General features: G+C 53.1%; 25 protein-coding genes. 11 read left to right on the plus strand and 14 right to left on the minus strand.

Annotation, left to right across the window (positions count from 1 at the left end; all coding sequences use genetic code 11):
- Positions 1 to 2 precede the first annotated feature (2 nt).
- Positions 3 to 1,751: a glycosyltransferase family 39 protein gene (locus H6F46_RS03385; protein WP_190353548.1), complete on the plus strand. Its 1,749-nt coding sequence runs from the start codon at positions 3 to 5 to the stop codon at positions 1,749 to 1,751.
- A 17-nt stretch (positions 1,752 to 1,768) separates the two neighbouring features.
- Positions 1,769 to 2,548: a hypothetical protein gene (locus tag H6F46_RS03390; RefSeq protein WP_099533132.1), complete on the plus strand. Its 780-nt coding sequence runs from the start codon at positions 1,769 to 1,771 to the stop codon at positions 2,546 to 2,548.
- On the opposite strand, the gene H6F46_RS03395 is transcribed toward H6F46_RS03390, so the two are convergent.
- The 8 genes from H6F46_RS03395 to H6F46_RS03430 form a co-directional block, all read right to left on the minus strand.
- On the minus strand, positions 2,545 to 3,066 hold the full coding sequence (locus H6F46_RS03395) for an ankyrin repeat domain-containing protein (protein ID WP_190353549.1): 522 nt from the start codon (positions 3,064 to 3,066) through the stop codon (positions 2,545 to 2,547). The two genes, H6F46_RS03390 and H6F46_RS03395, sit on opposite strands and share 4 nt — an antisense overlap.
- Before the next feature lie 24 nt (positions 3,067 to 3,090).
- Complete coding sequence (locus tag H6F46_RS03400) at positions 3,091 to 3,432, minus strand: DUF86 domain-containing protein (RefSeq protein ID WP_099533130.1); 342 nt, start codon at positions 3,430 to 3,432, stop codon at positions 3,091 to 3,093.
- The gene (locus H6F46_RS03405; protein WP_099533129.1) at positions 3,422 to 3,712 is read right to left on the minus strand and encodes a nucleotidyltransferase family protein; all 291 of its coding nucleotides are present in this window, start codon (positions 3,710 to 3,712) and stop codon (positions 3,422 to 3,424) included. The genes H6F46_RS03400 and H6F46_RS03405 overlap by 11 nt, the downstream gene beginning before the upstream one ends.
- Before the next feature lie 82 nt (positions 3,713 to 3,794).
- Complete coding sequence (locus tag H6F46_RS03410; protein WP_190353550.1) at positions 3,795 to 6,302, minus strand: S8 family peptidase; 2,508 nt, start codon at positions 6,300 to 6,302, stop codon at positions 3,795 to 3,797.
- A 46-nt stretch (positions 6,303 to 6,348) separates the two neighbouring features.
- Positions 6,349 to 7,335: an AAA family ATPase gene (locus H6F46_RS03415; RefSeq protein ID WP_190353551.1), complete on the minus strand. Its 987-nt coding sequence runs from the start codon at positions 7,333 to 7,335 to the stop codon at positions 6,349 to 6,351.
- Positions 7,336 to 7,782: 447 nt separating this feature from the next.
- On the minus strand, positions 7,783 to 8,160 hold the full coding sequence (locus H6F46_RS03420) for a nuclear transport factor 2 family protein (RefSeq protein WP_190353552.1): 378 nt from the start codon (positions 8,158 to 8,160) through the stop codon (positions 7,783 to 7,785).
- 190 nt (positions 8,161 to 8,350) lie between these two features.
- Positions 8,351 to 8,947 carry a CAP family protein gene (locus H6F46_RS03425; protein ID WP_242027756.1) on the minus strand — a complete coding sequence of 199 codons (597 nt, stop codon included), beginning with the start codon at positions 8,945 to 8,947 and terminating at the stop codon, positions 8,351 to 8,353.
- Positions 8,948 to 9,373: 426 nt separating this feature from the next.
- The gene (locus H6F46_RS03430; protein WP_190353553.1) at positions 9,374 to 10,942 is read right to left on the minus strand and encodes a SpoIID/LytB domain-containing protein; all 1,569 of its coding nucleotides are present in this window, start codon (positions 10,940 to 10,942) and stop codon (positions 9,374 to 9,376) included.
- A gap of 217 nt (positions 10,943 to 11,159) precedes the next feature.
- On the opposite strand from H6F46_RS03430, the gene H6F46_RS03435 reads away from it, so the two are divergent.
- The 6 genes from H6F46_RS03435 (at position 11,160) to H6F46_RS03460 (ending at position 17,101) form a co-directional block, all read left to right on the plus strand.
- Entirely contained in the window at positions 11,160 to 11,642 is a 483-nt protein-coding gene (locus H6F46_RS03435; protein ID WP_099533125.1) for a Dps family protein, read from the plus strand.
- A gap of 114 nt (positions 11,643 to 11,756) precedes the next feature.
- Complete coding sequence (locus H6F46_RS03440) at positions 11,757 to 12,926, plus strand: ATP/GTP-binding protein (RefSeq protein ID WP_190404975.1); 1,170 nt, start codon at positions 11,757 to 11,759, stop codon at positions 12,924 to 12,926.
- Between the two features lie 2 nt (positions 12,927 to 12,928).
- A complete protein-coding gene (locus H6F46_RS03445; protein WP_190353555.1) occupies positions 12,929 to 13,600 on the plus strand; it encodes a DUF3226 domain-containing protein in 672 nt (223 codons plus the stop codon).
- 85 nt (positions 13,601 to 13,685) lie between these two features.
- Positions 13,686 to 14,825, plus strand: coding sequence for a non-hydrolyzing UDP-N-acetylglucosamine 2-epimerase (gene wecB / locus H6F46_RS03450; protein ID WP_190353676.1), 1,140 nt, complete (start codon positions 13,686 to 13,688; stop codon positions 14,823 to 14,825).
- Positions 14,826 to 15,555: 730 nt separating this feature from the next.
- Positions 15,556 to 15,762 (plus strand): hypothetical protein, encoded by a 207-nt coding sequence (locus H6F46_RS03455; protein ID WP_190353556.1) that lies wholly within the window; start codon positions 15,556 to 15,558, stop codon positions 15,760 to 15,762.
- Positions 15,746 to 17,101 (plus strand): murein hydrolase activator EnvC, encoded by a 1,356-nt coding sequence (locus H6F46_RS03460; RefSeq protein ID WP_190353557.1) that lies wholly within the window; start codon positions 15,746 to 15,748, stop codon positions 17,099 to 17,101. Before H6F46_RS03455 ends, H6F46_RS03460 begins: the two co-directional genes overlap by 17 nt.
- A 62-nt stretch (positions 17,102 to 17,163) precedes the next feature.
- Here H6F46_RS03460 and H6F46_RS03465 read toward each other — a convergent pair whose 3' ends face one another.
- The 5 genes from H6F46_RS03465 to tig form a co-directional block, all read right to left on the minus strand.
- The gene (locus H6F46_RS03465; protein WP_190353558.1) at positions 17,164 to 17,775 is read right to left on the minus strand and encodes a class II aldolase/adducin family protein; all 612 of its coding nucleotides are present in this window, start codon (positions 17,773 to 17,775) and stop codon (positions 17,164 to 17,166) included.
- Complete coding sequence (gene mtnA / locus H6F46_RS03470; protein WP_190353559.1) at positions 17,768 to 18,889, minus strand: S-methyl-5-thioribose-1-phosphate isomerase; 1,122 nt, start codon at positions 18,887 to 18,889, stop codon at positions 17,768 to 17,770. The genes H6F46_RS03465 and mtnA overlap by 8 nt, the downstream gene beginning before the upstream one ends.
- Before the next feature lie 101 nt (positions 18,890 to 18,990).
- Complete coding sequence (locus H6F46_RS03475; RefSeq protein WP_190353677.1) at positions 18,991 to 20,010, minus strand: LOG family protein; 1,020 nt, start codon at positions 20,008 to 20,010, stop codon at positions 18,991 to 18,993.
- Positions 20,011 to 20,374: 364 nt separating this feature from the next.
- A complete protein-coding gene (gene trxA / locus H6F46_RS03480) occupies positions 20,375 to 20,701 on the minus strand; it encodes a thioredoxin (RefSeq protein ID WP_099533117.1) in 327 nt (108 codons plus the stop codon).
- A gap of 522 nt (positions 20,702 to 21,223) precedes the next feature.
- Positions 21,224 to 22,720 (minus strand): trigger factor, encoded by a 1,497-nt coding sequence (tig, locus tag H6F46_RS03485; RefSeq protein ID WP_190353560.1) that lies wholly within the window; start codon positions 22,718 to 22,720, stop codon positions 21,224 to 21,226.
- A 197-nt stretch (positions 22,721 to 22,917) separates the two neighbouring features.
- On the opposite strand from tig, the gene H6F46_RS03490 reads away from it, so the two are divergent.
- The gene (locus H6F46_RS03490) at positions 22,918 to 24,012 is read left to right on the plus strand and encodes an aspartate-semialdehyde dehydrogenase (protein WP_190353561.1); all 1,095 of its coding nucleotides are present in this window, start codon (positions 22,918 to 22,920) and stop codon (positions 24,010 to 24,012) included.
- Here H6F46_RS03490 and H6F46_RS03495 read toward each other — a convergent pair.
- Complete coding sequence (locus H6F46_RS03495) at positions 24,009 to 24,185, minus strand: hypothetical protein (protein ID WP_190353562.1); 177 nt, start codon at positions 24,183 to 24,185, stop codon at positions 24,009 to 24,011. The genes H6F46_RS03490 and H6F46_RS03495 overlap by 4 nt on opposite strands.
- A 29-nt stretch (positions 24,186 to 24,214) precedes the next feature.
- On the opposite strand from H6F46_RS03495, the gene H6F46_RS03500 reads away from it, so the two are divergent.
- Both H6F46_RS03500 and H6F46_RS03505 read left to right on the plus strand, forming a co-directional pair.
- A complete protein-coding gene (locus H6F46_RS03500) occupies positions 24,215 to 24,496 on the plus strand; it encodes a hypothetical protein (protein WP_099533114.1) in 282 nt (93 codons plus the stop codon).
- 176 nt (positions 24,497 to 24,672) lie between these two features.
- Positions 24,673 to 25,386, plus strand: coding sequence for an energy-coupling factor ABC transporter ATP-binding protein (locus H6F46_RS03505; RefSeq protein WP_190353678.1), 714 nt, complete (start codon positions 24,673 to 24,675; stop codon positions 25,384 to 25,386).

Genomic DNA, 25,386 nt, shown 5'->3' on the forward strand with positions numbered 1-25,386 from the left:
AGATGATTAACCAAACAATTAGCCAAAAAATTCTGACAAGTTTGCAAAAGGGATTTCAAATCGGTTTCCAAGGTCCTCGCCAAGCTCCCCGCTGGACAATTTCCTTACCCCTCTTGGGTCTGATTTTGTTAAGTGGTGCGATCGCCCTCTATGGCATTAACTGGGGATTGCCCGACTGGAAAGGTTGGGCCGCCGATGAGCTAACGCCAGAACGGGTTTTAGAGGCGATCGATCAAAAATTTGCCAACGGTTGGCACTATAAATATCCACCCTTTCACTATTACCTACTGACCCTGCTCTATTCGCCCCTGTTGGTACTGAAACAACTGGGCTGGGTTTCCTTTGAAGACCTGAAAACCTATAGCCTTTTGTTCTATCTCAATCGGCTACTTTGTGTGGTCATGGGCATGGGAACCATGGTCTTGATGGTGCGGTTGGGAGAAATGATTTTTGATCGCAAAACGGGCTGGCTAGCGGCCTTATCCATGGCCCTCACGCCCCTTTATGTCTACTACGCCAAAATCGCCAACTTAGATATTCCCGTTTTGTTTTGGTCGATCGCCTTTTTAATTGTCTATGTGGAAATTCTGAACCATCACCGCTTTCGCGACTACATCATCGGCGCAGTTTTAGCCGCGATCGCCGTTTGTACCAAAGATCAGTTCTATGGATTTTGCATCCTCACGCCGTTCTTTGTGATTTGGCACTATTGGCAAAAACAGCGGCTGAGCAATCCTCAATTCACCCTCTGGCAAGCGGTGCGCGATCGACGGGTGGGCTATGGCCTTGGTGCAGGGGTTGGAGCATTTTTAATTCTGCAAAATGCCCTCTTTAATTTCCAAGGGTTTATCGATCGATTCAACTTAATTCTGTACGGAGGAGCCAGCATTCGCCCTCGCTACGAAGAAAGTTTGCAAGGGCAGTGGGAAATGCTGGGCCAAAGTTTCGGGCATTTGCAATTTTCCTTTGGCTGGCCCCTTTGGTGGCTGGCTTGGGTCGGCATGGCGCTCTATGGCTGGCGATCGGTTCGATCGCTCCGAGGCCATTCCCAACCAAACCGTACCTCTCCTCATCCCACCGATCGGCAATGGTTGCCGCTCTATCTTTGGGTTCCCGGTATTTCCTATTACCTGTTTTATATCGCGCCTATTTTGTATAACGATGTGCGCTATTTAATGCCCTTAATGCCTCTCTTTGCCTTCTTCGCGGGTTCTGCCATGGCCCAGTTGAGCAATCGCCTGAAACCCTGGTTTTTTCCCGGTGCTTTCATCACCACCCTCGCCTTGAGTTATAGCCTGGGTTATAGCTGGACAGTCAACAGTTTAATGACCCATGATTCGCGCTATTTTGTTGAAGAATGGATGCGATCGCAAATTCCCGCCAATCAATTAATTCTGGAAGTGGGCATTGAGAAATATTTGCCCCGCACCACAGGATTCCAAGCCAAATTGCTTGAAGAACCGGACTTGGGCCAGGTGAGCGCCCTCAAACCCCAATGGATTATTGTCAGCAGTGGCTATGACCAACGCCGCTTTTTGCAAAATTCTCCAGGTCACCAATTTTTTGAGCAGTTACAATCGGGAAAGTTGGGCTACGAACTGGCGCTGCAATACCAAACCAAGCCCAAGTGGTATTGGTTTGATCGCCCCACGGTGACCTATCGACTGTTGGATGACATGAAAATTTATTCCAACTTCGACAAAATCGACCCTGAAATCACAATTTATCGATCGAATAAATCGACTGAATAAACCGCCAACTTTTAATCATGATGCCCTTCCCCGCCCTGCCCCGCGCTTCCCGTCGCCCTCGGATCTTCGCGTCCCTCCTGGCTCGTTCTGGGGTGGTGGGCTGGGGGTGCTTGGCCTGCTTGCTGATCGGCTGTGGCAATGGGAACCGCAGCGACGCAGCAGTCACCACCGAAGCTCCGGCGGCCCCAGCGACCCAGCCTGTGGCCTTGAACAGCGAGACCCCATCGGCTCCGGGAGCGGGCCAGTCGCCCACCGTAGATCGGGTGGCGGCGGTGGATGCGAATCGCGAGATTGCCAATGGTCGCCTGGGGCGGGTGCGGCTGGGCATGACCCTTGCCGAAGCCAAGCGGCTGATGGGGCCCAATGTGCGCTGGGAAAATGTGCCAAATCTGCTGGTGGATTTTGGCGGCATCGCGGCCAAGTCGGGATCACAAACGCTGTTTTATGTCATTTACGAAGCAGCAGGCGGAGCACCACGCGATCGCGACCCGATTTCCATGCTGATGACGGAGAACGCCGCCTACAAAACCGCTGAAGGAATTGGCCCCGGCAGCTCGATCGCCCAAGCCGAAGCGGTCTATGGCAAAGCCACCCTCAGTTTCAATTGGGACGATGAAGCGCGGGAATATGTCAAATTTGCCAGCCAGCCGGTAGGTCTGATTTTTCGCACCCAAGGTCAGCCCAATGACTTCGATGGCAACTATCCCACCACCCAAGGCCAAAGCGACAGTTTTTACAGCACACAACGCTATCACCCCACCGCAGCCATCAAAGCCGTGTGGGTCGCTTCGCCCTAGGGTTCCACGCTGGCCGCCAACTCCGAAAACCGCTTTGCTCCAGCCGCCCGCAAGCGTTCCGCCCCCTCGGGCCAATCCATCAACAATGCCTGATCGAGATGGGTGAAGTCGGGGCCATAGTCACCGATTCGGTTGGGGTCGGCTCCGGCCGCCAACAAGCGGCCGATCGCGCCGGCCTGTCGCCAAGCCACGGCAAACCCAAGGGGCGTTTCTGAATCATCCGTGACGGCGTTGGGGTCGGCTCCCCGTCGCAACAGCAAATTGATCATCGGCAAGTCCCCTTCAACCACAACATTGAGCAGGGGAGTACAGCCAAAGTTACCGGGCGGGCCATCCACAGGCGCGCCCCGATCGAGCAGCCAAGTCACCATCGATCGGTTGTGCCAAATGGCGTAGTCCAGCAACCTGGCTTCGTTGGACTGGTAAAGCTCGGGATGTTTGCCCAACAGCAATCGCAGCCGCCGCCGATTGCCGCGTTGAATGTAGCTATGTGCTCGACGAATAAGACCACGACCCATGGGCGATCGACCTGCTAAATGAATTCACAGATTTGCTTGGAGTTGCTGTAGGGGATCGATGAGGATTGGTAAATTATTTTGAATCGTTGACCATGTAATTCGTAGACTAATTTGAAAATATTCATGAGCCATAATGTTTCTCATGTCGCCCATGAGTCGCCAGGGAATCTCAGGTGCTGAAGCTTGAATATCAGCAGGAATATTAATCGCAGCCTCACCAATAATAATCAAGTCATAGAGAACAGCTTTAACGATGGTTTCATTTTGGCTAAATTGATCGAAACTGATGCCAGCAGTTCGGCTCTGAATGCTATCAATCGCACTGAGAATATCTTGGATTCGCTCTTTTGCGGATCTAGAAGACATGAACTGCTTCCTCCAGAATGGGTTCCCTGAGATGTTCTTTAAGGGCATCAACAGTTCCCAAGTCAACAGGACATTGAAACAGATCTTCTAGATAATGCTTGATGCGGAAAAACTCAAAGAAGCCGATCGATTCATCCAGTTCTACTAAAATATCAATATCACTCTGAGAGTTGGCTCGATCGCGAGCAACGGAGCCAAAAAGATTAAGTGACCTAACGCCTAGTTGGCGCAGTTCTTCTTGGCGAGATTGAACTAGTTTGAGCGCGTCTAACTTTCTCATATCTTTACTGTTCAGCAGTCGCGATCGTGACCCATATGATATTAGCGCCTGTAAATACTGTGCTCGACTACCCAGGTATAAATTAAGTTTCAATCTCGATTTTTAGTGTTTGTCTCACCAAGGTCTCGACAGGTGTATAAATATCAGCTCCTTCTCCCATTACTCGAATCGAAACAATCAGCGAATACCTAATTTGCTCGTTCCATCGATTATGCATAGTGCGCTCTTTCCACCATCCTCCTACTGGATAAACAGTGATTGCATCCTTCGCCGCCAAGTCAGCAGCAGTTCCCGTCCAAATATCCGAATGCACAGAACCTCGACTACGCAGCTGAGGACCTAAAAACCAGCCCTTATCCTTTTGAGAGGCAGTTTTATCTCCTGCTTTTTGGGCAGTTCCTGTAATTCGTTTCTTGAAGTTTGTGAGCGTCTCAGTTGCATCTTTAGTCGCAAATCTTAAACCATGGGAAGGATAGGAATATCGACGAACCCAACCTCGCTCTCCTGGATTCGCTTCAATAAAATACGAAAGTGTCACCCTCATCTCAACCTCTCTTTCACCCAAAGCCTCTAGTTCCTTATTTGGCCAGGGAAGAGTATGAAGATTCATATCCTTCGTCGTCACATAGTCTTTCATCTGAAAGGGCTGAAACCCATCCTCAATAATCATAGTTAAATCATTCTTCGCACTCCGAAGTGCCTTATCTAAACTCGGTACACCATATCCATAACGCCTGAGCAGAATGTTTTTGTCCTTTTGCTGTGGTGTAGCAGGCAAATACTTTCGCATCGCCGCTGTCCAAGTCGCTGAGTGAACAATCAAGGCTCGTACCGTCTCCGGCCAAAAGTCAGGATTTTGAACCAGGATTTGCGCAGCAAAATGTCCCGCCAAAGCAGTCGCCGCGCTGGTATCCCTAAATAGCGTAAAGAGTCGCTGACCAACTTTGTGATTCGCTGTTAGCAAACCTAAATCATCCAAATCGCCAACCGACTTCCCATCCGTTGCCCAATTACCGCCCTCAAATACAACATCTGGGCGATTGGGCCACTGCTTTCCCCAAGTCAGCGAGGTTCTACTCTTAGGTGATAAATCACCCGCAGGCGCGATTGGCTTCCAATGGCAATATTTAGAATCAACGATATTTACCTTTTCTGTAAAAGCCCCAACGACCAATGCATTCCAAGACTGTGATGGATTCTCAGCGGATGCACTATCATTATTTGCAATATAATCTTCATAATCTTCAAGATTGATTCCATCACGAATATTACCAACTGGCAAAATTATTAGCCGTTTCACCAGTTCATTAGAGATTTTGTCTCGACCAAAGCATAAGTCATCGATTGCCGCAGACCAAGAAGAAGGTGTTCCTCGATTGGCTCCTCCGCTGGTCACTGGCATACAAATCACCCGCGTTCGAAATGGAGCTTGTATCTCCGCACGACTAATACCTTCCTGCACAATCCATCCATACAACTTAGGATCATTTTCCTTTTCCTCTTGCGAGGGAAGTATTTTCACTGATTCTAAGCAATGTGAAATCTCAATATTCTGATTACCAAACAGAGCTTTACATAGGTCTCCATAGAGCAACAGCCCAGCCATATTCGTGCCATGCCCTCCACGAGTATCGTGAGTTCCCCATATTGGCTCATAGCTATGCATATCATCTTCGCTGAGGCTATGCTCTAGCAATGGATGAGTTCTTATTACTCCACCATCCAACAAACATACAGAGATATTCGGAGATTGCTCAAATACGCATTTATTCAGTAGATCATTCATCCATGCCTGTTGCTCAGGCTCATTATTCTCGAAAAAGAATGATGGTAGATCTTTCGCAATTCTGAGTTCAGCAATTGCATCACACTTACGGATAGTTTGCCCAAGCTGAATAACATTAGCCAGCGCTAAAACCACTTCACGTTCAACAAATTTAACGGAGTGTGGCTGAACTCGAATATTCAGTTTTTCAGTGATCTCATCAAAACTTTCTTTTCGATCACCTCTAAGCCAGACCTCCCACCAAACCAATACAGTTTGGTCTTGCGGAAACAGTGACTTCTCATCGGTAAACAATGAAGTAACAGAACTTAGGGAAAAGGACTCTATGCAGCTGACTAGATTTTCATTTTTGGGTTTGCCAGTTTCTGTTTCCTCATTCTCATAAGAAGTAATTTTTTTCGTAAAATAATCTTTCTTGCTATCAGGAACAAATAGTGTCGCCTCTAAATATTCATTACTATTTGGAGAAATACTAACTGACATCAACTCAATCTTAGCCTTCCCTCTAAGACTTTCTATGCTTTGAAGAACCTTGTCCTTGTCATCAATGCCAAACTCCACATCCAAATAGAACCCAGGCTCGCCTACTACATCCACTTCGAATTCAGATGACTTCCTTTCTTGCTCTAAAGCCTCTAGAACATTACTCAGGTCAGAATAGAGTTTATTAGCATGTCTTCCCCGATCTCGCGGAGGATTACTTCGATTACTCCCTCCTGGTCTAGGAGTATAAGTTTCTCGACTGGTAATAGAGGGATGATGAGGAAGGCTTATGTGGGGTAAGTTACGCAGCGATTCAGACATAATTCAAGACAAAGATTGATTCTTCCACCCCAAACAATGAGTTGATTTACCAGTGAGTCATTGATTTACGCTCTAGGATTGATGCGATCAGCTCATCTTCCAAAATTGTTTTCCTATTCCCTAGAACAGCATCCTTTGCAACTTCTGTAATCGCTCGAATAACTTCGGCCTGACTTAAACCTGCTGCGGATTCCAGAATACCATCCCAAATTTTCCAGCCCAACTGAAAGGTCACAAGACGCGATTGAACCAACTTTTTTATAACTTCCGAGCTAGGTAGCTTGTATTGAATCACATCATCAAATCGTCTATAGAGAGCCTTATCTAAAAGATCAGGATGATTGGTCGCAGCAATAATTAAACTATCGCTATCATCATTCTCTAAAAATTGCAAACAAGAATTTAAAACACGCCGAATTTCACCAACATCGTTATTGCTAGAGCGCTGTGATCCGAGTGCATCAAACTCATCAAAGAAATACACCCCACGGGTAGACGACATTGCGTCAAAAATCAGCTTGAGTTGAGTTGCTGTTTCGCCCATAAATTTTGTGAACAGTCCCTCATAAAGCACTGTAAAGAGAGGCAACTTCAATTCTCCAGCGATGGCTGCTGCTGTCATCGACTTACCCGTTCCTGGTGCTCCCACCAAAAGCAGTTTACGACGAGGATTTAGATTATGCTCTTTCAAAAGATTTGAGTTTGCTTGTTCAGTCACAACCCTCATTAACCTTTCATACAAGATCTCAGAAAGTACCATGTCTGCCAGACGCAAATCCGAATATCGAGCAGACAAAAGGTTAATCAAATCACCTTTTGGTTGGATTAGAGGTACTGGCCCACCTTGCTTATTGACAAACCGAGATTTTTGATCTTTCGCCCGATCAATTAAATTTCGAATCTCCTCAGCAACTTTTCCATGCCCTTGACGTGCCTCATGAGCGGCAACCTGCATCGCAACAGTAAAAAACTGCTGTTCTTCGCCTTCTATGTGGCTCTTCAAAAGAGCAATGACTTGACGAGCAGTTGACATGGCTCAGGACAGATGATTGAGTAGAACTCTTATCTAAATGATGCCCCAAAAAAGTTCATCTGGTTAAAAAATGTAACAAACAATCAAATAAAGCTCTATAAGACTTGCAGGAATAGGCTTCGCTAACAGTGGAGGATTACTAGGCAGATCCCATTTAATTCTCTAACAACAGACAAAAAGTGGAGTTCATAGTTATCTATATCCTTAAAAAGAATTTCCTAAAGCGCTTAGGCCTACTCTTGGTTGAAGTCATTCCAGTTTCATTTGCTAGTGATTAAAGATGCCAGCCTCAAACCCTTGATTCAGTCTGGAGCTTGAGTAGCATTACTGAATGAAACTGATATCAGCTCTTTTGATATATTTATAATAGCAATCAAAGCAAAAAGCTCGATAGCTCTTAGCCGATGAAATGCTAGCCACAATGGAAGTTCGAAACCGTTGAAACTATCACACCATAGCAGTTACGCTGCCCCCAGCCACTTGCCAGCCCGTTTCGCCCCTGCGCCACACCCGCATATAGCGGAAGTCTCCCGCAAAAGCATTTCCTAAATACGATCCACTCAAGAAAATATGCGCCGATGCAAGCGCAACATTTTCGCTCAAAACTCGGATTTCTAGCGCCTTAGACACCAACTCATGAAACTGAGTGCCTCCTGTGCGATGTAACTCCAAATCCATCGCCTTAGTCGCTAGCTCCCCAGTTGGGCCAGAAAAGAGCAAATCATCAGCAATGAGCGCGTCCAATTCAGACAGATTAGACGTGCTCATTGCGGCACGCAGTCGCGCTTCAAACGCGCGAATTTCGGTTTCGATCGCTGAATTCATGGCGGCTGATGACGTTTTGATGATGCTTCATTATGACTCATCATTTCATTCACCAGCCGCCACCAATTTTCCAAGGTGTTGATCGTGACTATTATGGTTGTCGATCGCCCTAACACGCCATCAACCGATCGCAACCTAAGCACTCCCAAATACAGGATTTCAAGCCCGTATCAACTAAGCCTCACTCCCACTAATAAACGGGTTCTTCCTCATAATTACCCGGCGGACTATAGCGACAAACCAAAACTGCACTACCGCCCCCCATCGCGACACCACAGCCCACTTGCGTCGTGTTCCGCCAAACCACTTGGGTATAGTGCCCCACATCGGCCCAGTTGCCCGTGGTACTGACATCCGGGAAAATTCCGGGCTGAAAATATTGCTTTTCGCTACCCCAAAGATCAACCAATTTCGCAGCACTATCGGCTCCCACCGTGCCCTTGGCGAGGTTCTCGCCTTCCCCGTGGGGATCGGTTGAGTGATCGAATTGGCCAGTGCTGGCTAACTGGTTAGCCCAGGCTTGGGCATGGGCCGCCAATGTGGGCGACCAAGTGAGGTCGGGCACGCCAACTTCCTTTCGATATTTGTTGTGGGCTGCCAGAATTTCTTGCTCCAAGGCCTTGGCTTGCTTGGCTTGGCCAGAAGCAATCGCGCGGCCAATATCGCGAGTCTTGGCAACAGCGAGATCCGGCAGACCACTAGCCGCGATCGCCCCAGCCAGCACAACGGAACCCAGCACCCAAGGCGATCGGCTCCCCCCAAACTTACCCAACACTGACTTGAACATAGATCACCTCTTAAGGATTTCAAGCATGAGCATGATGGAGCCGATCGCCCCTAGCCAATCGTGCCAAATAGCCCCTATCTTCTTCGCTGTTTTTTCTGGTTTCTTACAGCGATTTTAGCTATCGTTCCTCGCCACAAAATACTGAACACCACGCTCAACGATCGCCTTGATCGGCTGATGGAAAGGAATCACCTCAGAGGTGCTCAGTTCAGTTTTTCAATCTGCTTCTGAGCAACTCGGTTGACTAACCTTAATTGAGGCGATTTTGTAACCGCAGTTAGCGGCAGGTGCGTCCTACAAACGGCCTGCTGTCATTATTTTTAACTCTAGAAATTTGGTCTGGGGTGATCGCTTAACGATCCCTTCATACCCAAAATCGAGGGTTAACAAGGGGTTGAGACCCCCTGGCTGGGATGGGAACGATCGCTATTGCGGTTGCGGATCGCGCCAGAGAATTAGCCGATCGCTCATGGGTTGTAACTGCGTGCCGGGGTAATAGAACTGCAAAATTCGGCTGGCATTCCACCCGAGCTGAGCCAGCTTTTGCGATCCGGCTTGGCTCAGGCCCGCGCCGTGACCCCAGCCGCCACCCACAAAGGCATAGCCCCGCAACGGTTGCGTGCCACCCCCGATCGGCTCCAGGTAAAACAACGTGCTGCGCGGAGCCATGAAGGCGCTGCGAACCGCATCTTTTTCGAGCACCAGGGGGCCGCGATCGGTTGCGACGGTCAGCTTGCGTACTCGGCCGCCGGGCGATCGCTCCGTCACGGTCAGGCTTTGGACGGTTTTCAGGTTGGCGCAATCACTGTTTTGGGCCCGACAATAGCGCTGCAAGCCTTGGGCAATTTCCGGCAGGGTGCTGCTGCGTCGCCAGCGGAAATCGCGCCAGCCCAGCTCGTTCCAGCCCTGGGCGATCGCTAGGAATTGCCGCAGGTTGCGCTCATCGGACAGGGGCCGCGCCGCCAAGTCCCAAATCGGTTGATGGGCATCGACTACGGGCCGCAGGTAGGGGCGATCAGGCCCGTCCCACACATCCGTGAAGTGGGCTGTTACGCCGCCGGAGGTGGAAAAGTAGAGCGCGTCGATCAGCTCGTTTTGGTAGGTGAGCACCTGGCCGTTGGTGGCGGCGATCGCCCGATCGACCCGGGCCGTGGCCGCTTTCAGGCCGCGATAGACCTGGCAGTGGGTGTCCGCGCAGAGTTGGTAGCCATCGATCGCGAACCGCCGCAAATTCCGCAGGGCATAGGTACGCGCCAAAATCGCTTGGGCTTGCAGGGCGGATTCCGGTGCGCCGGCCCCAATTTCGTAGGGAACCACGCCGCGCAGATAGGTTTCCGTGGGTACAGCATTGACGATTGTGTAGCTGCCATAGGCGTTGCGCTGGAGCTTCAGGGAACCGGCGAATCGATCGCGCCCCACCTCGATCACCCCTTTACCCGCCGAAATCTCTAAACGCTCACTGGCAAAGGATTGACCCCCGATCGCCCCGCTCACCAACAGGTTGCGATCGCGCCGCTGACTAAACAAACTGGGCTGGCCGCCGGTTGTGGCGGGCGGGTTGGCCCGAACGCTATCCAGCAACAACCGCCGCAACAGGGGCTGGTGATAAATTTCCCGCTTGGCCCACACCTGCCAGCGCTCCGACGGTTGGGCCAACTCCACCTGAATCCCGCGCGATCGCCATTGGTTCGCGGCCGCCTCCGCCGTTTCAAAGCTGCGGTAAGTACCCAGCACCACTCGCTCATCAACAACGGGTTCCGGCAAGGGTTGGGCGATCGGCTGCAACACCAAGCGATCGCCCGTCAAGGTTTGGGTGCGATCGAGCGAATCCACCTTTACTGTTAGGCGATCGCCCGGTTGCGCCTTCAACTCCAAGGTTCCCGGCTGTTCCCCAAACCGCTGCACAATCCCAATTTGCAGCACCGGATTGGTCGCCGCGATCGCTTCCGGAGCCATCACCCACAGCAGCGCTCCCACCCAAAAAACTTGCCGCATTGTTCCCCTCAAAAACGAACCCATACTAAGTGATTTTACTGATCTCCATTTGCCACAGGTCAAGGGATCAGCAGGCTGCACCCACCCCCCGCAGTCAGGATAATTTGACGTATTACAACTCGAAGTCAATATGACTATGATAAAGACAACCCGATCGCGCCCCTCCGTTTCCCCAGCCCCTGTCTTAAAGTCGTTTCATCAAGTTGGGTAATTCACCATGGCTGTTTCTGCTCCCATCATTAATATCGGCATTCCCGAAGCCGATCGCGCCAACATCGCCGCCGGCCTCTCCCGCGTCCTGGCCGACACCTACACCCTTTATCTGAAAACCCACAACTTCCACTGGAACGTCACGGGCCCGATGTTCAACACGCTGCACCTGATGTTCGAGGGACAGTACACCGAACTCGCCCTCGCGGTGGATTTGATTGCGGAACGGATTCGATCGCTTGGCTTCCCGGCTCCCGGCAGCTACAGCGAATATGCCAAGCTAACCTCCATTCCCGAGGCCGAGGGCGTTCCTAGCGCCGAGGTGATGATTGCCCAGTTGGTGGAAGGCCAAGAGGCCGTCGTTCGCACGGCACGGGCGGTGTTCCCCCTGGCTGATGCGGCGAACGATGAACCCACGGCCGATCTGTTGACCCAGCGCTTGCAAATTCACGAAAAGAACGCTTGGATGTTGCGGAGTTTGCTGCAGTAGGTTCAGCCTTTCGCCCCTCCCGATCGCGCTAAGGGCGATCGACCATCACGCGAGAACCCCGATCCTGCCAGCACTGGATCAGGGTTTTTCGCGTTAGTTTTGAACTAATCCACCTTGACCCACCAGGGCGATCGCCCCTTCTCTGTCCCTCAGGAGATCCCCACCATGCTCCAAAGTCTCGAAATCGAAAACTTCCGCCAGTTTTCTCACTTCACCATCCCGAAACTGGGCCGCATCAACCTGCTCACTGGCAAAAACAATAGCGGCAAAACCTCAGTCCTAGAAGCAATTTACTTGCTCATGACCCAGGAGCATCCCGCCCAGATCATGACTGAGTTGCAACTCAGTCGAGGTGAAATTTCTCCGGCTGCTGATCCTCAGAAGTATGCTTCGGAGATCATTCATTTTTTTCATAATCGAAAGATTACTTCTCAAAACATCATCAAAATTTCAGGTTTATCCAATACTTATCAAAAAGAGTTGACTATACAACTCGTGATGGATGATCACAAAACGGATTCAATCATTACTTTTGATGCCTTTTCGAAAGATTTTCAAGAATCAACGAGACCCAAGATCTTAATCAACAGAAAAAAAACAGGATCGAAAGATACTCAATACGGAGGAACGCTATCTCCCGATCGCGAAATTGTCTTTCAAAAATCAGGCGATATTCAAAGTCCTCTTCATCAGGATCAGGATGTTGATTTCATGATCTCAACAAAAGCAACATCTCAAGAAGCAGCTTATCTTTACAATGAAGTAGTTTTGCAGCCGACAGAGAATTTAGTCTTAGAGGCAGCAAAAATTCTAGAACCCAAAATTCAAAGAATTGCTCCCAGGTATGTTGATATTGAGAGAATTGGCTCAATTCCTAAGCAAGGCTTCTTTGCCAAGGTAGAAGGATTTGATGAAATCATTCCACTTGCGAGTATGGGTGATGGATTATGGCGCATCCTAGGTCTTGTTTTGGTGCTAGTCAGTGCTAAAAATAAGATCTTGTTAGTTGATGAAATTGATACTGGCTTCCACTACAGTGTCATGGTTGACCTTTGGAAATTAATTTGGAAAAGTGCCAAAAAGCTAGATATCCAAGTTTTTGCAACAACCCATAGCCGCGATTGCTGGGAAGCTCTAGGGGAGCTAATTCATGATGAAGGTGAAGAACAATTGAATAGTGACGATATTATTATTCACCGCATTAATTCTCAAAGGGCTGAGTCGGTCAGCATTTTCACTGATGAAATTATTGATGCGGTTCAAAGCCAAATTGAGGTTCGTTAACCATGAATCAGCGACCCTACAGAGTCCTACTGTCAGAAGGAAAAGAAGATCTTCGTGTTATTCCTGAACTTGTAGAAGCTAATGATGTTTTATGGGAAGAGTATCCGGGCAATAAAAATCGCTATACAGTTAATATTGAAGTGCTTGATGGCAAGCAAAAACTCAAGCCTAAAAAGCTGCAAAACTTTCTCGGAGCTGACTCTGAACTGACTGCATTGGGGCTGATACTAGATGCCGATGAAAGTACCATGAGCACATGGCAGAGCATCTGTGACAAATGTCTACAAGTACGATCGCTAAAGCACATTAACTTCCCATCTATGATTCCTCCAGAGGGTTTTATTGTCCAGGTGGAAGAGTCTAAGAAATTCGGCATTTGGATTATGCCGGACAATCAATCGCCAGGAATGCTCGAAACATTCTTGGCTTACTTAGTTCCAGACCATCAGAATGAATTATGGCTCTATGCCCAAGAGGCTGCTCACCGAGCCAAAGAATATGATGAAACATTTACTGAAAGTCATACGGATAAAGCCAATATATACACATGGTTAGCCTGGCAAGAACCTCCAGGCAGACAGCTCCATGATGCAATTAAGCAAAAGATATTTAATCCTAAACATCCGAAGTCAAAAGTATTTATGGATTGGTTCAGACGGCTATATGACTTATGAGCCGGTAATCTGTAGGGCGGGCTTGCACCCCAAAATTGATTCAACCAATTGATTCACAGGATGGATTGGCGCTGTGGCTGACCGGATGCGGATTTGTGTGACGATCGGGACTCGACCGGAAGCGATCAAGATGGCTCCGGTGGCGCGGGCGTTTTTGCAGGACGATCGCTTCGAGACCCAAATTCTGCTGACGGGCCAACATAAGGAAATGGTCGAGCAGGTGATGCGGCTATTTGAGTTGCGGGGCGATCGGGACTTGGCGATTATGCAGCCGGGGCAGACCCTGACGGATATTACCTGTCGTAGCTTGACCGGGTTGGGGGAGCTGTTCGCGGAAATTCAGCCCCACTTGGTGTTGGTGCAGGGTGACACGACGACGGCCTTTGCGGCGGCCCTGGCGGCGTTTTATCAGCAAATTCCCGTGGGGCATGTGGAGGCGGGTTTGCGGACGGACAATCTCTACAGTCCGTTTCCTGAGGAGGCGAATCGGCGGCTAATTTCCCAGGTGACGCAGTTGCACTTTGCGCCGACGGATTTGGCGGTGGTGAATTTGCAAAAGTCGGGGGTGATGGGCGAAATTCACCAAACGGGCAACACGGTGATTGATGCGCTGTTGGCGGTGGCGGCAAAAAATCCCCCTTGTCCGATCGCCCCGTTGGCTGGAACTGCAACGGCCGGGCGATCGCTCGATTGGTCGGCGGGGCCGGTGATTTTGGCGACGGTGCATCGCCGGGAAAACTGGGGCGACCCGTTGACCGAGATTGCCGATGGGTTCCTGGGGCTGCTCGATCGCTTCCCGGATTTGTCGTTGGTGTTACCGCTGCACCGCAACCCGACCGTGCGCGAACCGCTGATCGGCAAGCTGGGGCCCCACGATCGCGTGTTTTTGACCGAACCGCTGGACTATTCGGCGCTGATTGGGGCTATGCAGCGATCGACCCTGATTCTCACGGACTCCGGCGGGTTGCAAGAGGAAGCCCCGAGTTTGGGCAAGCCGGTGCTGGTGTTGCGCGACACGACGGAACGGCCCGAGGCGATCGCGGCGGGCACGGCCAAACTGATCGGCACGGCCACGGCGGATATTGTGCGGGAAGCGAGCCTTTTACTGAGCGATCGGGCTGCCTACGAGGCCATGGCCCACGCGGCTAATCCCTTTGGGGACGGTCAGGCGGCGGCACGAATTGTCCAAGCGGTGGCCGCCTGGTTGGCGCAACGATCGAGTTAGGTAGCGGACGACGCTGAGCAGTTCCATCGCTCGGGGACGGTTAGCGACCCCAGAGCGAGCGCACCACTGAAAATCACGGCAGATGGGAGCAAGCCAAGTGGCCGCCACGATGGTTTGCTCCCATTTTGCTTACGGAAGACCAGGTATGAATTAACACAGTTGTTTACGTTCTCCTGAGCCTAGCGTTGTCAGTTGCGTATTTTTTTTAACCAGTGAAAGGGACTCAGTAAACCTTGGTTAAGCACTAATTTTCTGGTGATGAAGCTGGGTAATTTTTTTGACCTCTAAAACTGGTTTTTCAATAGTTATTAAGATTTCCCGATCGCGCTGTGGGATCGGTCATTTTAATCGCGATATTTAGAGTATCCTCAAAAGCCCACAGTTCCTTGATCCCCGAGATCAGTCCTGAATTTTGCAGAATTTTGCAGCGGTCAGGGCGGGTGGTACTGTTGATGACCGTTTGCCTCGGTTGCATCAGGAGCCTGGTTTCAAAGGCCGTTTCTCAGATCCTTGAGCGAATGGTTATGATTTGATCCCCGCGCTCCCGCACCGATCGCCCCTTGAGGATCAGCCTCAGATGCAGCACTGTGACTCCTAGTCCAGATCATGGGTTTGTTCATGATGAAATCCATGGGTTTTGGGTTGTGCAGATGTCGAGTTTGGGGTTGAGCCGTCGCTGTGTGTGGGGCATTTGGGATGGTTAATTTTCTTAAAAAAAGTCATAAAGACCATGGCTAATTCTGTGAATTTATCGGATGCAACCCTGATGGAAATTTACGCAGATGCGATGACTTCAGGGGTCATTACAGAGGATCAATGCGAGCGGCTCCATGAGGCGCTGGTGGACAGTGACTTGACGGAGCATGAGCAACAGGCGTTGAATCGAATTTTCCATTCGGTTTGGCGAGGATGGCTCCGTTATGGCGATCGCCCCTGAGCGCGCCCCCCGATCGACTCATGCAGCGCCGTTGTTGGGCAATCCATTGCGATCGCCCACCCAGCGGTTAATGGGATGGATGATCCAATGGTTCACTCGATCGCGCCCTCGGTGGGTGGCGATCGGGTTGAGTTGGTTGTTGGGATGCCTGTTGGGATTGGGTTGGCTGTTGGGGTCGATTGACCTAGCCCGATCGCAGTCGTTGCCGGAGTTGCGTCAACAGCAACAGCAATTGGAGCAGCAACGGCAAACCGTCAAGGAACAGCGGCAAACCGTCCAGCAACAGCAACAGGCGACCCAGGAACAGATGAAAACCCTGGAGCAGTCGCTCGATCGCACCGAGGCGGAGTCGGATCGCACCCAAAGCCGTTTGGACGGGGCGGTGGATCAGTTGGCAATTTTGGAGCGCGATTTAGCCCTTGCGGAACAGAACTACCAGCGCAAGCGGTTGGCGATCGTGGCGCGGCTGCGGTTTTTGCAACAACAATCGCCTCAGTGGGGATTGGCGGCGCTGTTGCAAAGCAAGTCAATCGAACAGTTTTTTGATCATCAACACCGGCTGCAAGCGGTCTATGGAGCCGATCGGCGACAACTGAAGGAACTCGATCGGGCGGCGGATCAGCTCAGTTTGCAGCGCAGTCAGTGGCAAGAACGCCGCCGAGAATTAGCCAGCCTCAGCCAAGATCTGAGCCTGGAGGAGTTGGAATTGCGCCGCCGCACCCAAGCGGAGCAGGCCCGGGCGGCCGCCTTGCGGGCCGACCAAGCCCGTTTGCAAACGGAACAGGCCCAGCTCGATCGGGACTCGGCCAACCTCACGCGCTTGATTCAGCAGCGCATTACCGAACAGCAACAGGCCGAGGCGATCGCCCGTTTAAATCGCATGGCCGCCTTTCGAGTGCCGGGCCAGTTTGGGAGTCTGAATGCCGGTGAACCCAAAATTTTGAAGTTACCGGGCGGCATTTTGGCCACGCCCGTGGACGCACTGATCACCAGTGGGTTTGGCTGGCGGGTGCATCCCATTTTGGGCTACGGCCGACAGCACAATGGGATTGATTTTGGAGCAGCCCATGGAACCACGGTGCGATCGGCCCATGGCGGAACCGTGGTGGTGGCCGGCTCGTTTGGGGGCTATGGCAACACGGTGGTGATCGATCGGGGCGATGGCCTATCCACCCTCTATGGTCACAACAGCGAACTATATGTGCGGGTGGGGCAAACGGTGCAGAAGGGCGAGGCGATCGCCGCCGTTGGTTCCACGGGGCTGTCCACGGGGCCCCACTTGCATTTTGAAGTGCGGGAAAATGGCGACCCGGTGGATCCAGTGCCCTACCTGCGATAGAGCTGTTGATTAACGCTGCTGATTAATCCTGAGGGTTGGGGCCGCAGCCCGATCGACTCTGTTCAGCTCGCTCCCAGGGCCGCGAGGCGATCGAGTAATGGTTGGGCCGCCGTTTCCAGATCCTGACCAAAGGACAACACTCCATCCTCATGACCCGCCATCACCAAAATGCGGCATTCCGGTAAGGGGCTTTCGGTAAACAGCCGCGCCATTTCCCGCGCCATGGCCGGTGTGCCGTAGGGAACCGTTGCCCGAGTGGTGGGCAGGCGATCGCGCTCTTGATCCCAAAGGGCGGGACAGTGACCGTGAATAATCGCCCGAATGTTTGGATCCAGTTGGTAAATGGCTGCATGGGTCAGGGATTCCGAAGAGGCGCAGATCGGCCCCCAGCAGTGAAGCCAGTTGCGATCGATCTCCCAGCGATCGACCAGGGTGTAATGCTCGGGGCCGGTGCGGGTGAGGTGGCCCGTCTGCGTACCGGAGATCAAAAATTGATCGATCCCCAGACGAATGCTGAGGTTGCCGTAGCCAATGCCGTTGGGATACACCCCGATCGCCCCACACTGAAACAGTCGATCGCGCCAGGTGATTAGCGCCTGCAAGGCCACAGGATCAAGGGCGATCGGGGGAGCCTGCTGCCAATCGCAGGCAAATTTAATTACGCCCTCATCCATGGTTTTGGGCCCCCTGTTCGGGAAACAGACCCAGCAAACCCGCTTCGGAGGCCGCACAAAAGCCGCGCTCGGTAATCAACCCCGTGACCAGCCGAGCCGGGGTCACATCAAACCCATAGTTCGCCGCCGGAGAGGCTTCTGGGCAAATCAGCACAGAGGCGATCGCTCCCGATTCCGTGCGGCCATCCATATATTTCACTTCTCGATCGCTCCGCTGTTCGATCGGAATTTCCCGCACCCCGTCCCGCAACGTCCAGTCGATCGTGGAAGACGGCAGCGCCACATAAAACGGCAGATCATTATCTTTGGCGGCCAAGGCCTTCAGGTAAGTACCGATTTTGTTGGCCACATCGCCACAGCGTGTGGTGCGATCGCTCCCCACAATCACCAAATCCACCAAACCATGCTGCATCAGGTGGCCGCCCGTGTTGTCCGCAATCAGGGTATGGGGCACGCCATGTTGGCCCAACTCCCAAGCGGTCAGCTTTGCGCCTTGGTTGCGTGGGCGAGTTTCATCCACCCACACATGGAGCGGAATTCCCTGATCAAAGGCTTGATAGATAGGAGCGGTGGCGGTTCCCCAGTCCACACAGGCCAGCCAGCCCGCATTGCAGTGCGTCAACACGTTTACAGGGCGGCCGGTTTGGGCATAGATGTCTGCAATCAGGCGTTGGCCGTGGTGACCAATTTGGGCGCATTGCTGCACATCGGCCTCGATGATTTCGGCGGCCCGCAGCCGCAGCCGATCGAACGCGGCCGCCCCGGACTGACAATCGGCCACTGCTGCCAACTGCTGAGCGATCGCCCAATGGAGATTGACGGCCGTGGGCCGCGTTTTCAGTAGCCGTTGGGCCGCCTCCGCGATCGCCCCCTGAAAGTCCGCAGTCGATCGCGCCGCCATGCCCGCCAGGGCCATCCCCACCGCCGCCGTGGCTCCAATCAGCGGCGCACCGCGCACCACCATCTCCTCAATGGCCCAAGCCGCCGTTTCCAAATCCGGCAGCGGTTGCCAAACCAGTTGATGGGGCAATTGCCGTTGGTCAATCACCGCCACCGCTTCCGGGCGATCGGGATCAAACCGAATGGTTCGGGTCGCAACACCAGCAATTTTCATGAACCACCACCACAATCCAAAGGGCGATCGTCATCTTGGCATTGAGGGTTGGCCTTGCTCAAGCCAAGGGCGAATTCACAGCCGGGAGAACCCGTCGGCAACTATTTCACCTCCGGATGCGGAAACAGCGTCGTGGCAGGCTGAAATTGGTTGATTTGGTGAATTAACTGGTGCAACCGACCCAAATCCCGTTGGTTAAACGTCATCACCAAGCGCGGCAACCCCACCGTAGGGCTGTTGCGTTCTGCGGGCAGGGCGGCGGATTTTTCGATCGCCCCACTGACCAAAATGTCACTGAAGGTTTCGTTCAGTTTTGCCAACCACTCATCCGAAAGTTCCGTGCGCAATCGCAACACCAACCGATCGCCCACATAGCGACTGGAATGATAAATCCGATAGAAGTCGGCGATATAGTCACAGGCGGCGGCCGGGCGATCGGTCATGAAATACAAATTCAAATCCTCGGGGCTGATCAGGCCACGGTGCAGCAGGTGGTCACGGTGGTAGGCTTCCCAGGTTTGCCAATAGTCTCCACCGGGGCGATCGAGCAGCACAATGGGAGCCGGGCCAAACTTGCCCGTTTGCGACAGCGTGAGGCACTCAAACGCCTCATCCTGTGTGCCAAAGCCCCCGGGAAACAGCGCCACCGCATCGCTTTCGCGCAAGAAGAACAGTTTGCGCGTAAAGAAATACTTGAAGTTCACCAGCTTGGGATCCCCGTCAATGTGGGGATTGGAGGTTTGCTCAAAGGGCAATTGGATATTGAGGCCAAAGGATTTTTCCCGGCCGGCCCCCTCGTTGGCCGCTTGCATAATGCCTGGGCCGGCTCCCGTGATGGCCATGAAGCCCCGGGCCGTGATGCAACGGGCAAAGGTTAAGGCCGCCTCATATTCCGGCTCTTGTTTGGGTGTGCGGGCTGAGCCAAAGATGGCCACCTTCCGCACATGGCGATAGGGATAGAACACCTCGATCGCCCGTTGCATGTCGATCAGCGCACCGTTCAGAATTTTCCAATCCAGGCGATCGGCGTGGCTGTCGGCCAATTCCAAAACAGTTTCAAGGGCTAATTGCACCAGGCCGCTGTTGGGAAGGGTTTCCAGGCGATCGAGCAAATCCACCATCTGATGGCGTAACCGTTCTCCACTGTTTCGACGGTCTACGGATAATGACGAAAAGGCCACAGTCCCTCCCTGGCTTGCTTGGGCCAGCGCAATCTGTACTTTTCTTCAATATCTCACTTTACGATCCCCAGCGATCCCCCCTTAAATTGCCGTTAACGTTGCTTCCGCGCCCAGGAGTCACAATCGCCCCAAACAGCCTCCAAGAAATCGAAAACAAGGCAAAACAAGGCAAAACAAAACAAAGCAGCCCAAAACAAAAGAACCTGGCAAGGCCAGGCTCTTCAAACCGATGAATTTCAGTTCAGTTTCAGGGACTTTAAAAACGTCTGCTGACCTGAGCCAGAACTCGCCCCTTGGCTTTGCTCTAATCAACGTACTTGGCAAGTGTGCCGGCCAACGTGGTCTTCGGCACTGCGCCCACAACCATATCCACGCGATCGCCACCCTTGAAAATCATGAGGGTAGGAATGCTGCGGATACCGTACTGGCTTGCAATGCCAGGATTTTCATCGGTGTTCAGCTTCACAACCTTCACTTTTTTGTCAAATTCTTGGGCGATTTCATCAACCACCGGCGCTACCATCCGACAAGGCCCGCACCAGGGTGCCCAGAAATCTACCAATACTGGGACTGTGCTTTGGAGCACTTCTGCCTCGAAGTTTGCGTCGGTAACTGCCGTTGCTGCCGCCATGCTGACCTATCCTCTAAACCGTTACTAAATCAGTCTTTTGACTCAGACCAATCTTGACATCTTTCCTCGGCCAAAACATGGAAAATTTCCCAAAGCCAAGGTTAGTTCCTGAACCGCCGTTCCCCTGCCTAGACAAGTCCTTGAGGGATTTGGCACGCCATGCTTGATACGAGGCAAATCCAGATTACCACAAGCAAAACTCCAGCTCTGACGATTTGACCGATCGCTCAGAAACTTTACGAGATCGGGTACGAGATCGCGGCGGATCAAGGGAAATCACAGCGAAACCACCGGGGATCCGGGCTGTTTCGGGGTTGCGCTGGGGCGATCGCTGGCGGTGGCTCAGTTAGGGCGCGATCGGGTCGGAGAACCTAGGGATTGCTCCGATCCCGATCGGGCGATCGGCCTTGTTGTTGGCTCACTGGTTTTGCCTATGGCCCATATCAGCCACTTGCATTAGCTACCTGCATTAGCTACCTGCATGAGACACCACAGCGAGACCAACCGCGAGCCGGCCTTGGGTTAGTCGGCCTTCTTGCCCTTGCCCTTCTTGGCCGCGCCCTTTTTACCGGCTGCGTCGGTGTCGTCGGTGTCGTCGGTGTTAGTGTCGGCGGCGCTCTCAGCGGTCACATCGACCGTGGCTTCAGCGGCGGGGGTTTCCTCCGCTTCGGTTGCTTCTGACTCTTCCTCCTGGCTCAGGGAACCGGGTTCCAGCAGCTCAAAGCTATTGTTTTCCTTCAACCAAGTCAGCACCTTGCCCCGGTATAGGTCTTCGTAAACCACGGATTCCAACCGAGCGCGATCGACCTTTTGGCCAGAAAGGGCCGCCTTCAGCTCCTTCGCGCGGGTTTGCACTTCCTCATCGCTGACCTCGATCGACTCTTTGCGACCCACAGCCCGCAGCACCAAATCCGTCTTCACTTGCCGAACGGCATCCGGGCGCGCCGTTTGCTGCATGTTGGCCATCAGTTCATCGTTCATGAACTTGCGCACATCAATGCCCTGGCTTTGCAGTTGGTACATGGACTGGTTCACAATCCCGCGCACCTCTTGCTGCACCAGGCTTTCGGGCAAATCCACATCCACATTGTCAATCAAGGCGGCAATCAGGGCTGCTTCCTTGTTCTGCTCGGTTTGCTCGTCGGCTTCCTGTTGGTACTGGGACTCAAACTCAGCCCGCAGATCCGCCAGGGTTTCGTATTTGCTGATCGACTTGATGAATTCGTCGGTCAGCTCGGGCAGTTCGCGCTCTTTGATGTCATGTAGGGTGATTTCAAAGGTGACTTCGCGATCTTGCAGGTCTTCGCGGCCGTAATCCGCCGGGAAGCGCACGGTGATTGACTTGCTCTCACCGGCATTCATGCCCACGATCCCATCCACAAAGCCGGGGATGAATTTTTTCTGATCCAAATCCACTTGGAAATCCGTCGCTTCCAGACCGGAGAGATCTTCCGGATCGGTTTTGCCTTCTTCGGGGGTGAGGGTTCCTTTGTAGTCAATCACCACGGCATCGCCCAACTGGGCCGGGCGACCTTCCACAGGAATCAAGTCGGCGGAGGATTCCCGTTGCTGTTCCAGGATCCGATCGACCCGGCTGGGATCGGGATCAACGCGCTCAGCCTGAACGGTCAAACCGCTGTAGGGGGGCAGGTCAATGTCGGGAACCACATCCAGCTTGACCGCAAAGGTCAGGGTTTGGCCCGGCTCAAACTTCGAGAACAATTCCTCTTCGGAGGAGGTGATTTGGGCCTGGCCGGCAGGTTCGATTTTTTCTTGCTTGATGGCGGCTTTCACGCCCGCTTCCACCAACTCATCCAGACTGGCGGCCTTGAGGGCGGCGGGGCCAATTTGCTGAATCAACACGGCGCGGGGCACTTTGCCCTTGCGGAACCCAGGAAGTTTGACGGCTTTGGCGTACTTACTGAGGGTGTCTTCGTAGACCTTGGCCGACAGTTCAGCGGGCACTTCGATCGTGAGGCTAACCTGACTGGCGGACAGTTTTTCCTGGGTGACTTTCATGGATGATCCAACAACTGACAAACAACTGACAAAACAAAACGGACTCAACGAAACTTGCAACACAAGCTGGCCATAGCCAGACCTATAACCGAGCGACGTGCGGCGCTGGCATAGTGCTGCGGCATCGTGCTGAAGCGAGGTGCGACGTTGACGGGCAAGCTACGCCAGATGAACCGCAATAGACTATCCTAGCTGAAATGCGCCCCTCTGCATGGGCGATCGAGTTGGCTAGTTTTTGGCGTTCCTGGGGAGAGAAGACCTTGGCTGGATATCGCGTCGCCATTTTGGGCGCTACGGGCGCTGTGGGTACGGAGCTGCTGCAATTGCTGGAAGAACGGCAGTTCCCGATCGCAGAACTGAAGTTGCTGGCTTCGGCGCGATCGGCCGGCCAGACCTGTACCTTTGGCGGCGAAACCCTGACCGTGGAAGCCACCACCGCCGAAGCCTTCAAGGGTGTGGATATTGTCCTGGCTTCGGCCGGCGGCAGCACCTCCAAAGCTTGGATCGACACGATCGTGGCCACTGGAGCCGTGACGATCGATAATTCCAGCGCCTTTCGGATGCGGCCCGATGTGCCCCTGGTTGTGCCCGAGGTGAACCCCGACGCGGCAGCCAATCACGAGGGAATCATTGCCAACCCCAACTGCACCACGATTCTGATGGCCGTGGCCACTTGGCCCTTGCACTTGGTGCAACCAATTCAGCGGATTGTGGCCGCCACCTACCAATCGGCCAGCGGCGCGGGCGCTCGGGCCATGGAAGAAGTGAAGGTGCAGTCGCGGGCGATTTTGGATGGGGGCGAGCCGGTGGCGGAAATTTTGCCCTATCCCTTGGCCTTTAACCTGTTTCCGCACAATTCGCCCCTGGGAGCCAATGGCTACTGCGAAGAAGAAATGAAAATGGTGAACGAAACCCGCAAAATCTTTGGCACCGAAGCCCTGCGGGTGACGGCCACTTGCGTGCGCGTGCCGGTGTTGCGGGCCCACTCGGAGGCGCTGAATCTGGAATTTGCGGAGCCGTTCCCGGTCGATCGCGCCCGCGAGATCCTGAAATCGGCGGCCGGTGTGACCCTGCTGGAAGATTGGGAGCGCAACTATTTCCCGATGCCGATCGATGCCAGCGGCAAGGACAACGTGTTGGTGGGTCGGATTCGCCAAGACATTTCCAACCCCAACGCGATCGACCTCTGGCTCTGTGGCGACCAAATTCGCAAGGGTGCGGCCCTGAATGCGGTGCAAATCGCGGAACTGCTGGTGGAAAAAGGCTGGGTGAAGCGCAAATCCGCCCGTTAAAGCAACAGGTAAATCAAGGGGCCGGTCAGGTGCAGACAAGGGGCTTCAGCCCCTTGCCCCCTCACGGTGCGATCGCGGTGGGGGTGTGATCGGTTTTCTGGGCGATCGCGCCTTGGCCGCCGCGCTAAGATGATCCCGGCTGCGCCCCACTCGATGAAGGCTGAATCGGCCAACTCCCAAGCTGTTTCTGGTTTCCAGTGCTATGTTCACGATCGAAGTTGCTCTCAAGAGTTCGCCCGCCACGTTTTCGGTGCAGCGCAAGAATGCGGAAGATGCGGAAGCGCTCTATGCGGAAATTTTGGGTTTTGTGCAATCGGGTCAGGCCCAATGGCTTGATTTGACCTGTGAAAAAATGGTGGGCAAGAAAATTTCTATCCTGACCAGCGAAGTGGTGGCTGTGCAAATCAGCGATAAGTCTGGCGCAGCCCAAGCGGGTGGCCGGACGGCCGGTTTCTTGGCCGCCGCCACGGGCGCAACCAACTAAGTCTGCCGTGATCGATCCAATCACCACTCAACCAGACAAGGGACTTAAGCCCCTTGCTCCTCAACGGATTTGAGCACCATCATGCTGGTTCGTTGGGTTGAGGTTGCCCTGTGATTGGATCGGTCTTGCGGACGGTTCAACATCTCTATCGCGCACTGTTAAGGACGATCGCCCCCATGCAAGGCCAGCCCAAACCGGATGAGCGGGGATTGTTCCCAAACGATCGGGTGACGGAACCAGCGATCGCGGTGCGGCAGGTCTCGTTCCAGTGGGCAACTGATAAACCCGTCCTGAAAAACTGTTCCCTGAGCGTGCCCGCCGGGGAATTTTGGATGCTGCTGGGAACCAATGGCAGCGGCAAATCAACCCTGATGCAGCTCTTGGCGGGGTTGAACCAACCGAGCGCCGGCCAGGTGTTGTTGCGGCGGCCCGTGGGCTTTGTGTTCCAAAATCCCGATCGCCAATTGGTGATGCCTACGGTGGGGGCAGATGTGGCCTTTGGGTTAGCTGAAGAGAATTTGTCGGCGATCGAAACGCGCGATCGAATCCGCAGCGCCCTGGCTGAACTCAATATTTTGGACTTAGAGCGCCGCCCGATCTACGCCCTCAGTGGCGGCCAAAAGCAACGGGTGGCCATTGCCGGAGCGATCGCCACCCGTTGCGAAGTCTTGTTGCTCGATGAACCCACCGCCCTGCTCGACCCCGACAGTCAATTGGACTTGGTGCGCTGTGTGCGGCAGTTGGTGGACGATCGGGGAATTACGGCCCTGTGGGTGACCCATCGCCTGGAAGAACTGGACTATTGCGACGGGGCCTTTTTGCTGGAAAACGGGCAGGTTGTGGCCGCCGGCAAACCAGCGGCCATGCGCGATCGGCTCCTGACCCCGTAA

Source organism: Limnothrix sp. FACHB-1083 (assembly GCF_014696485.1).
Taxonomy (GTDB): Bacteria; Cyanobacteriota; Cyanobacteriia; order CACIAM-69d; family CACIAM-69d; genus CACIAM-69d.

What these genes read in the sequence shown, in the direction of transcription:
- H6F46_RS03385 (WP_190353548.1), top strand. Translation starts at nt 3, where the DNA reads ATGATTAACCAAACAATTAGCCAAAAAATTCTGACAAGTTTGCAAAAG.
- H6F46_RS03390 (WP_099533132.1), top strand. Translation starts at nt 1,769, where the DNA reads ATGATGCCCTTCCCCGCCCTGCCCCGCGCTTCCCGTCGCCCTCGGATC.
- H6F46_RS03395 (WP_190353549.1), bottom strand. Translation starts at nt 3,066, where the DNA reads ATGGGTCGTGGTCTTATTCGTCGAGCACATAGCTACATTCAACGCGGC.
- H6F46_RS03400 (WP_099533130.1), bottom strand. Translation starts at nt 3,432, where the DNA reads ATGTCTTCTAGATCCGCAAAAGAGCGAATCCAAGATATTCTCAGTGCG.
- H6F46_RS03405 (WP_099533129.1), bottom strand. Translation starts at nt 3,712, where the DNA reads ATGAGAAAGTTAGACGCGCTCAAACTAGTTCAATCTCGCCAAGAAGAA.
- H6F46_RS03410 (WP_190353550.1), bottom strand. Translation starts at nt 6,302, where the DNA reads ATGTCTGAATCGCTGCGTAACTTACCCCACATAAGCCTTCCTCATCAT.
- H6F46_RS03415 (WP_190353551.1), bottom strand. Translation starts at nt 7,335, where the DNA reads ATGTCAACTGCTCGTCAAGTCATTGCTCTTTTGAAGAGCCACATAGAA.
- H6F46_RS03420 (WP_190353552.1), bottom strand. Translation starts at nt 8,160, where the DNA reads ATGAATTCAGCGATCGAAACCGAAATTCGCGCGTTTGAAGCGCGACTG.
- H6F46_RS03425 (WP_242027756.1), bottom strand. Translation starts at nt 8,947, where the DNA reads ATGTTCAAGTCAGTGTTGGGTAAGTTTGGGGGGAGCCGATCGCCTTGG.
- H6F46_RS03430 (WP_190353553.1), bottom strand. Translation starts at nt 10,942, where the DNA reads ATGCGGCAAGTTTTTTGGGTGGGAGCGCTGCTGTGGGTGATGGCTCCG.
- H6F46_RS03435 (WP_099533125.1), top strand. Translation starts at nt 11,160, where the DNA reads ATGGCTGTTTCTGCTCCCATCATTAATATCGGCATTCCCGAAGCCGAT.
- H6F46_RS03445 (WP_190353555.1), top strand. Translation starts at nt 12,929, where the DNA reads ATGAATCAGCGACCCTACAGAGTCCTACTGTCAGAAGGAAAAGAAGAT.
- wecB (WP_190353676.1), top strand. Translation starts at nt 13,686, where the DNA reads ATGCGGATTTGTGTGACGATCGGGACTCGACCGGAAGCGATCAAGATG.
- H6F46_RS03455 (WP_190353556.1), top strand. Translation starts at nt 15,556, where the DNA reads ATGGCTAATTCTGTGAATTTATCGGATGCAACCCTGATGGAAATTTAC.
- H6F46_RS03460 (WP_190353557.1), top strand. Translation starts at nt 15,746, where the DNA reads ATGGCGATCGCCCCTGAGCGCGCCCCCCGATCGACTCATGCAGCGCCG.
- H6F46_RS03465 (WP_190353558.1), bottom strand. Translation starts at nt 17,775, where the DNA reads ATGGATGAGGGCGTAATTAAATTTGCCTGCGATTGGCAGCAGGCTCCC.
- mtnA (WP_190353559.1), bottom strand. Translation starts at nt 18,889, where the DNA reads ATGAAAATTGCTGGTGTTGCGACCCGAACCATTCGGTTTGATCCCGAT.
- H6F46_RS03475 (WP_190353677.1), bottom strand. Translation starts at nt 20,010, where the DNA reads ATGGTGGATTTGCTCGATCGCCTGGAAACCCTTCCCAACAGCGGCCTG.
- trxA (WP_099533117.1), bottom strand. Translation starts at nt 20,701, where the DNA reads ATGGCGGCAGCAACGGCAGTTACCGACGCAAACTTCGAGGCAGAAGTG.
- tig (WP_190353560.1), bottom strand. Translation starts at nt 22,720, where the DNA reads ATGAAAGTCACCCAGGAAAAACTGTCCGCCAGTCAGGTTAGCCTCACG.
- H6F46_RS03490 (WP_190353561.1), top strand. Translation starts at nt 22,918, where the DNA reads ATGCGCCCCTCTGCATGGGCGATCGAGTTGGCTAGTTTTTGGCGTTCC.
- H6F46_RS03500 (WP_099533114.1), top strand. Translation starts at nt 24,215, where the DNA reads ATGTTCACGATCGAAGTTGCTCTCAAGAGTTCGCCCGCCACGTTTTCG.
- H6F46_RS03505 (WP_190353678.1), top strand. Translation starts at nt 24,673, where the DNA reads ATGCAAGGCCAGCCCAAACCGGATGAGCGGGGATTGTTCCCAAACGAT.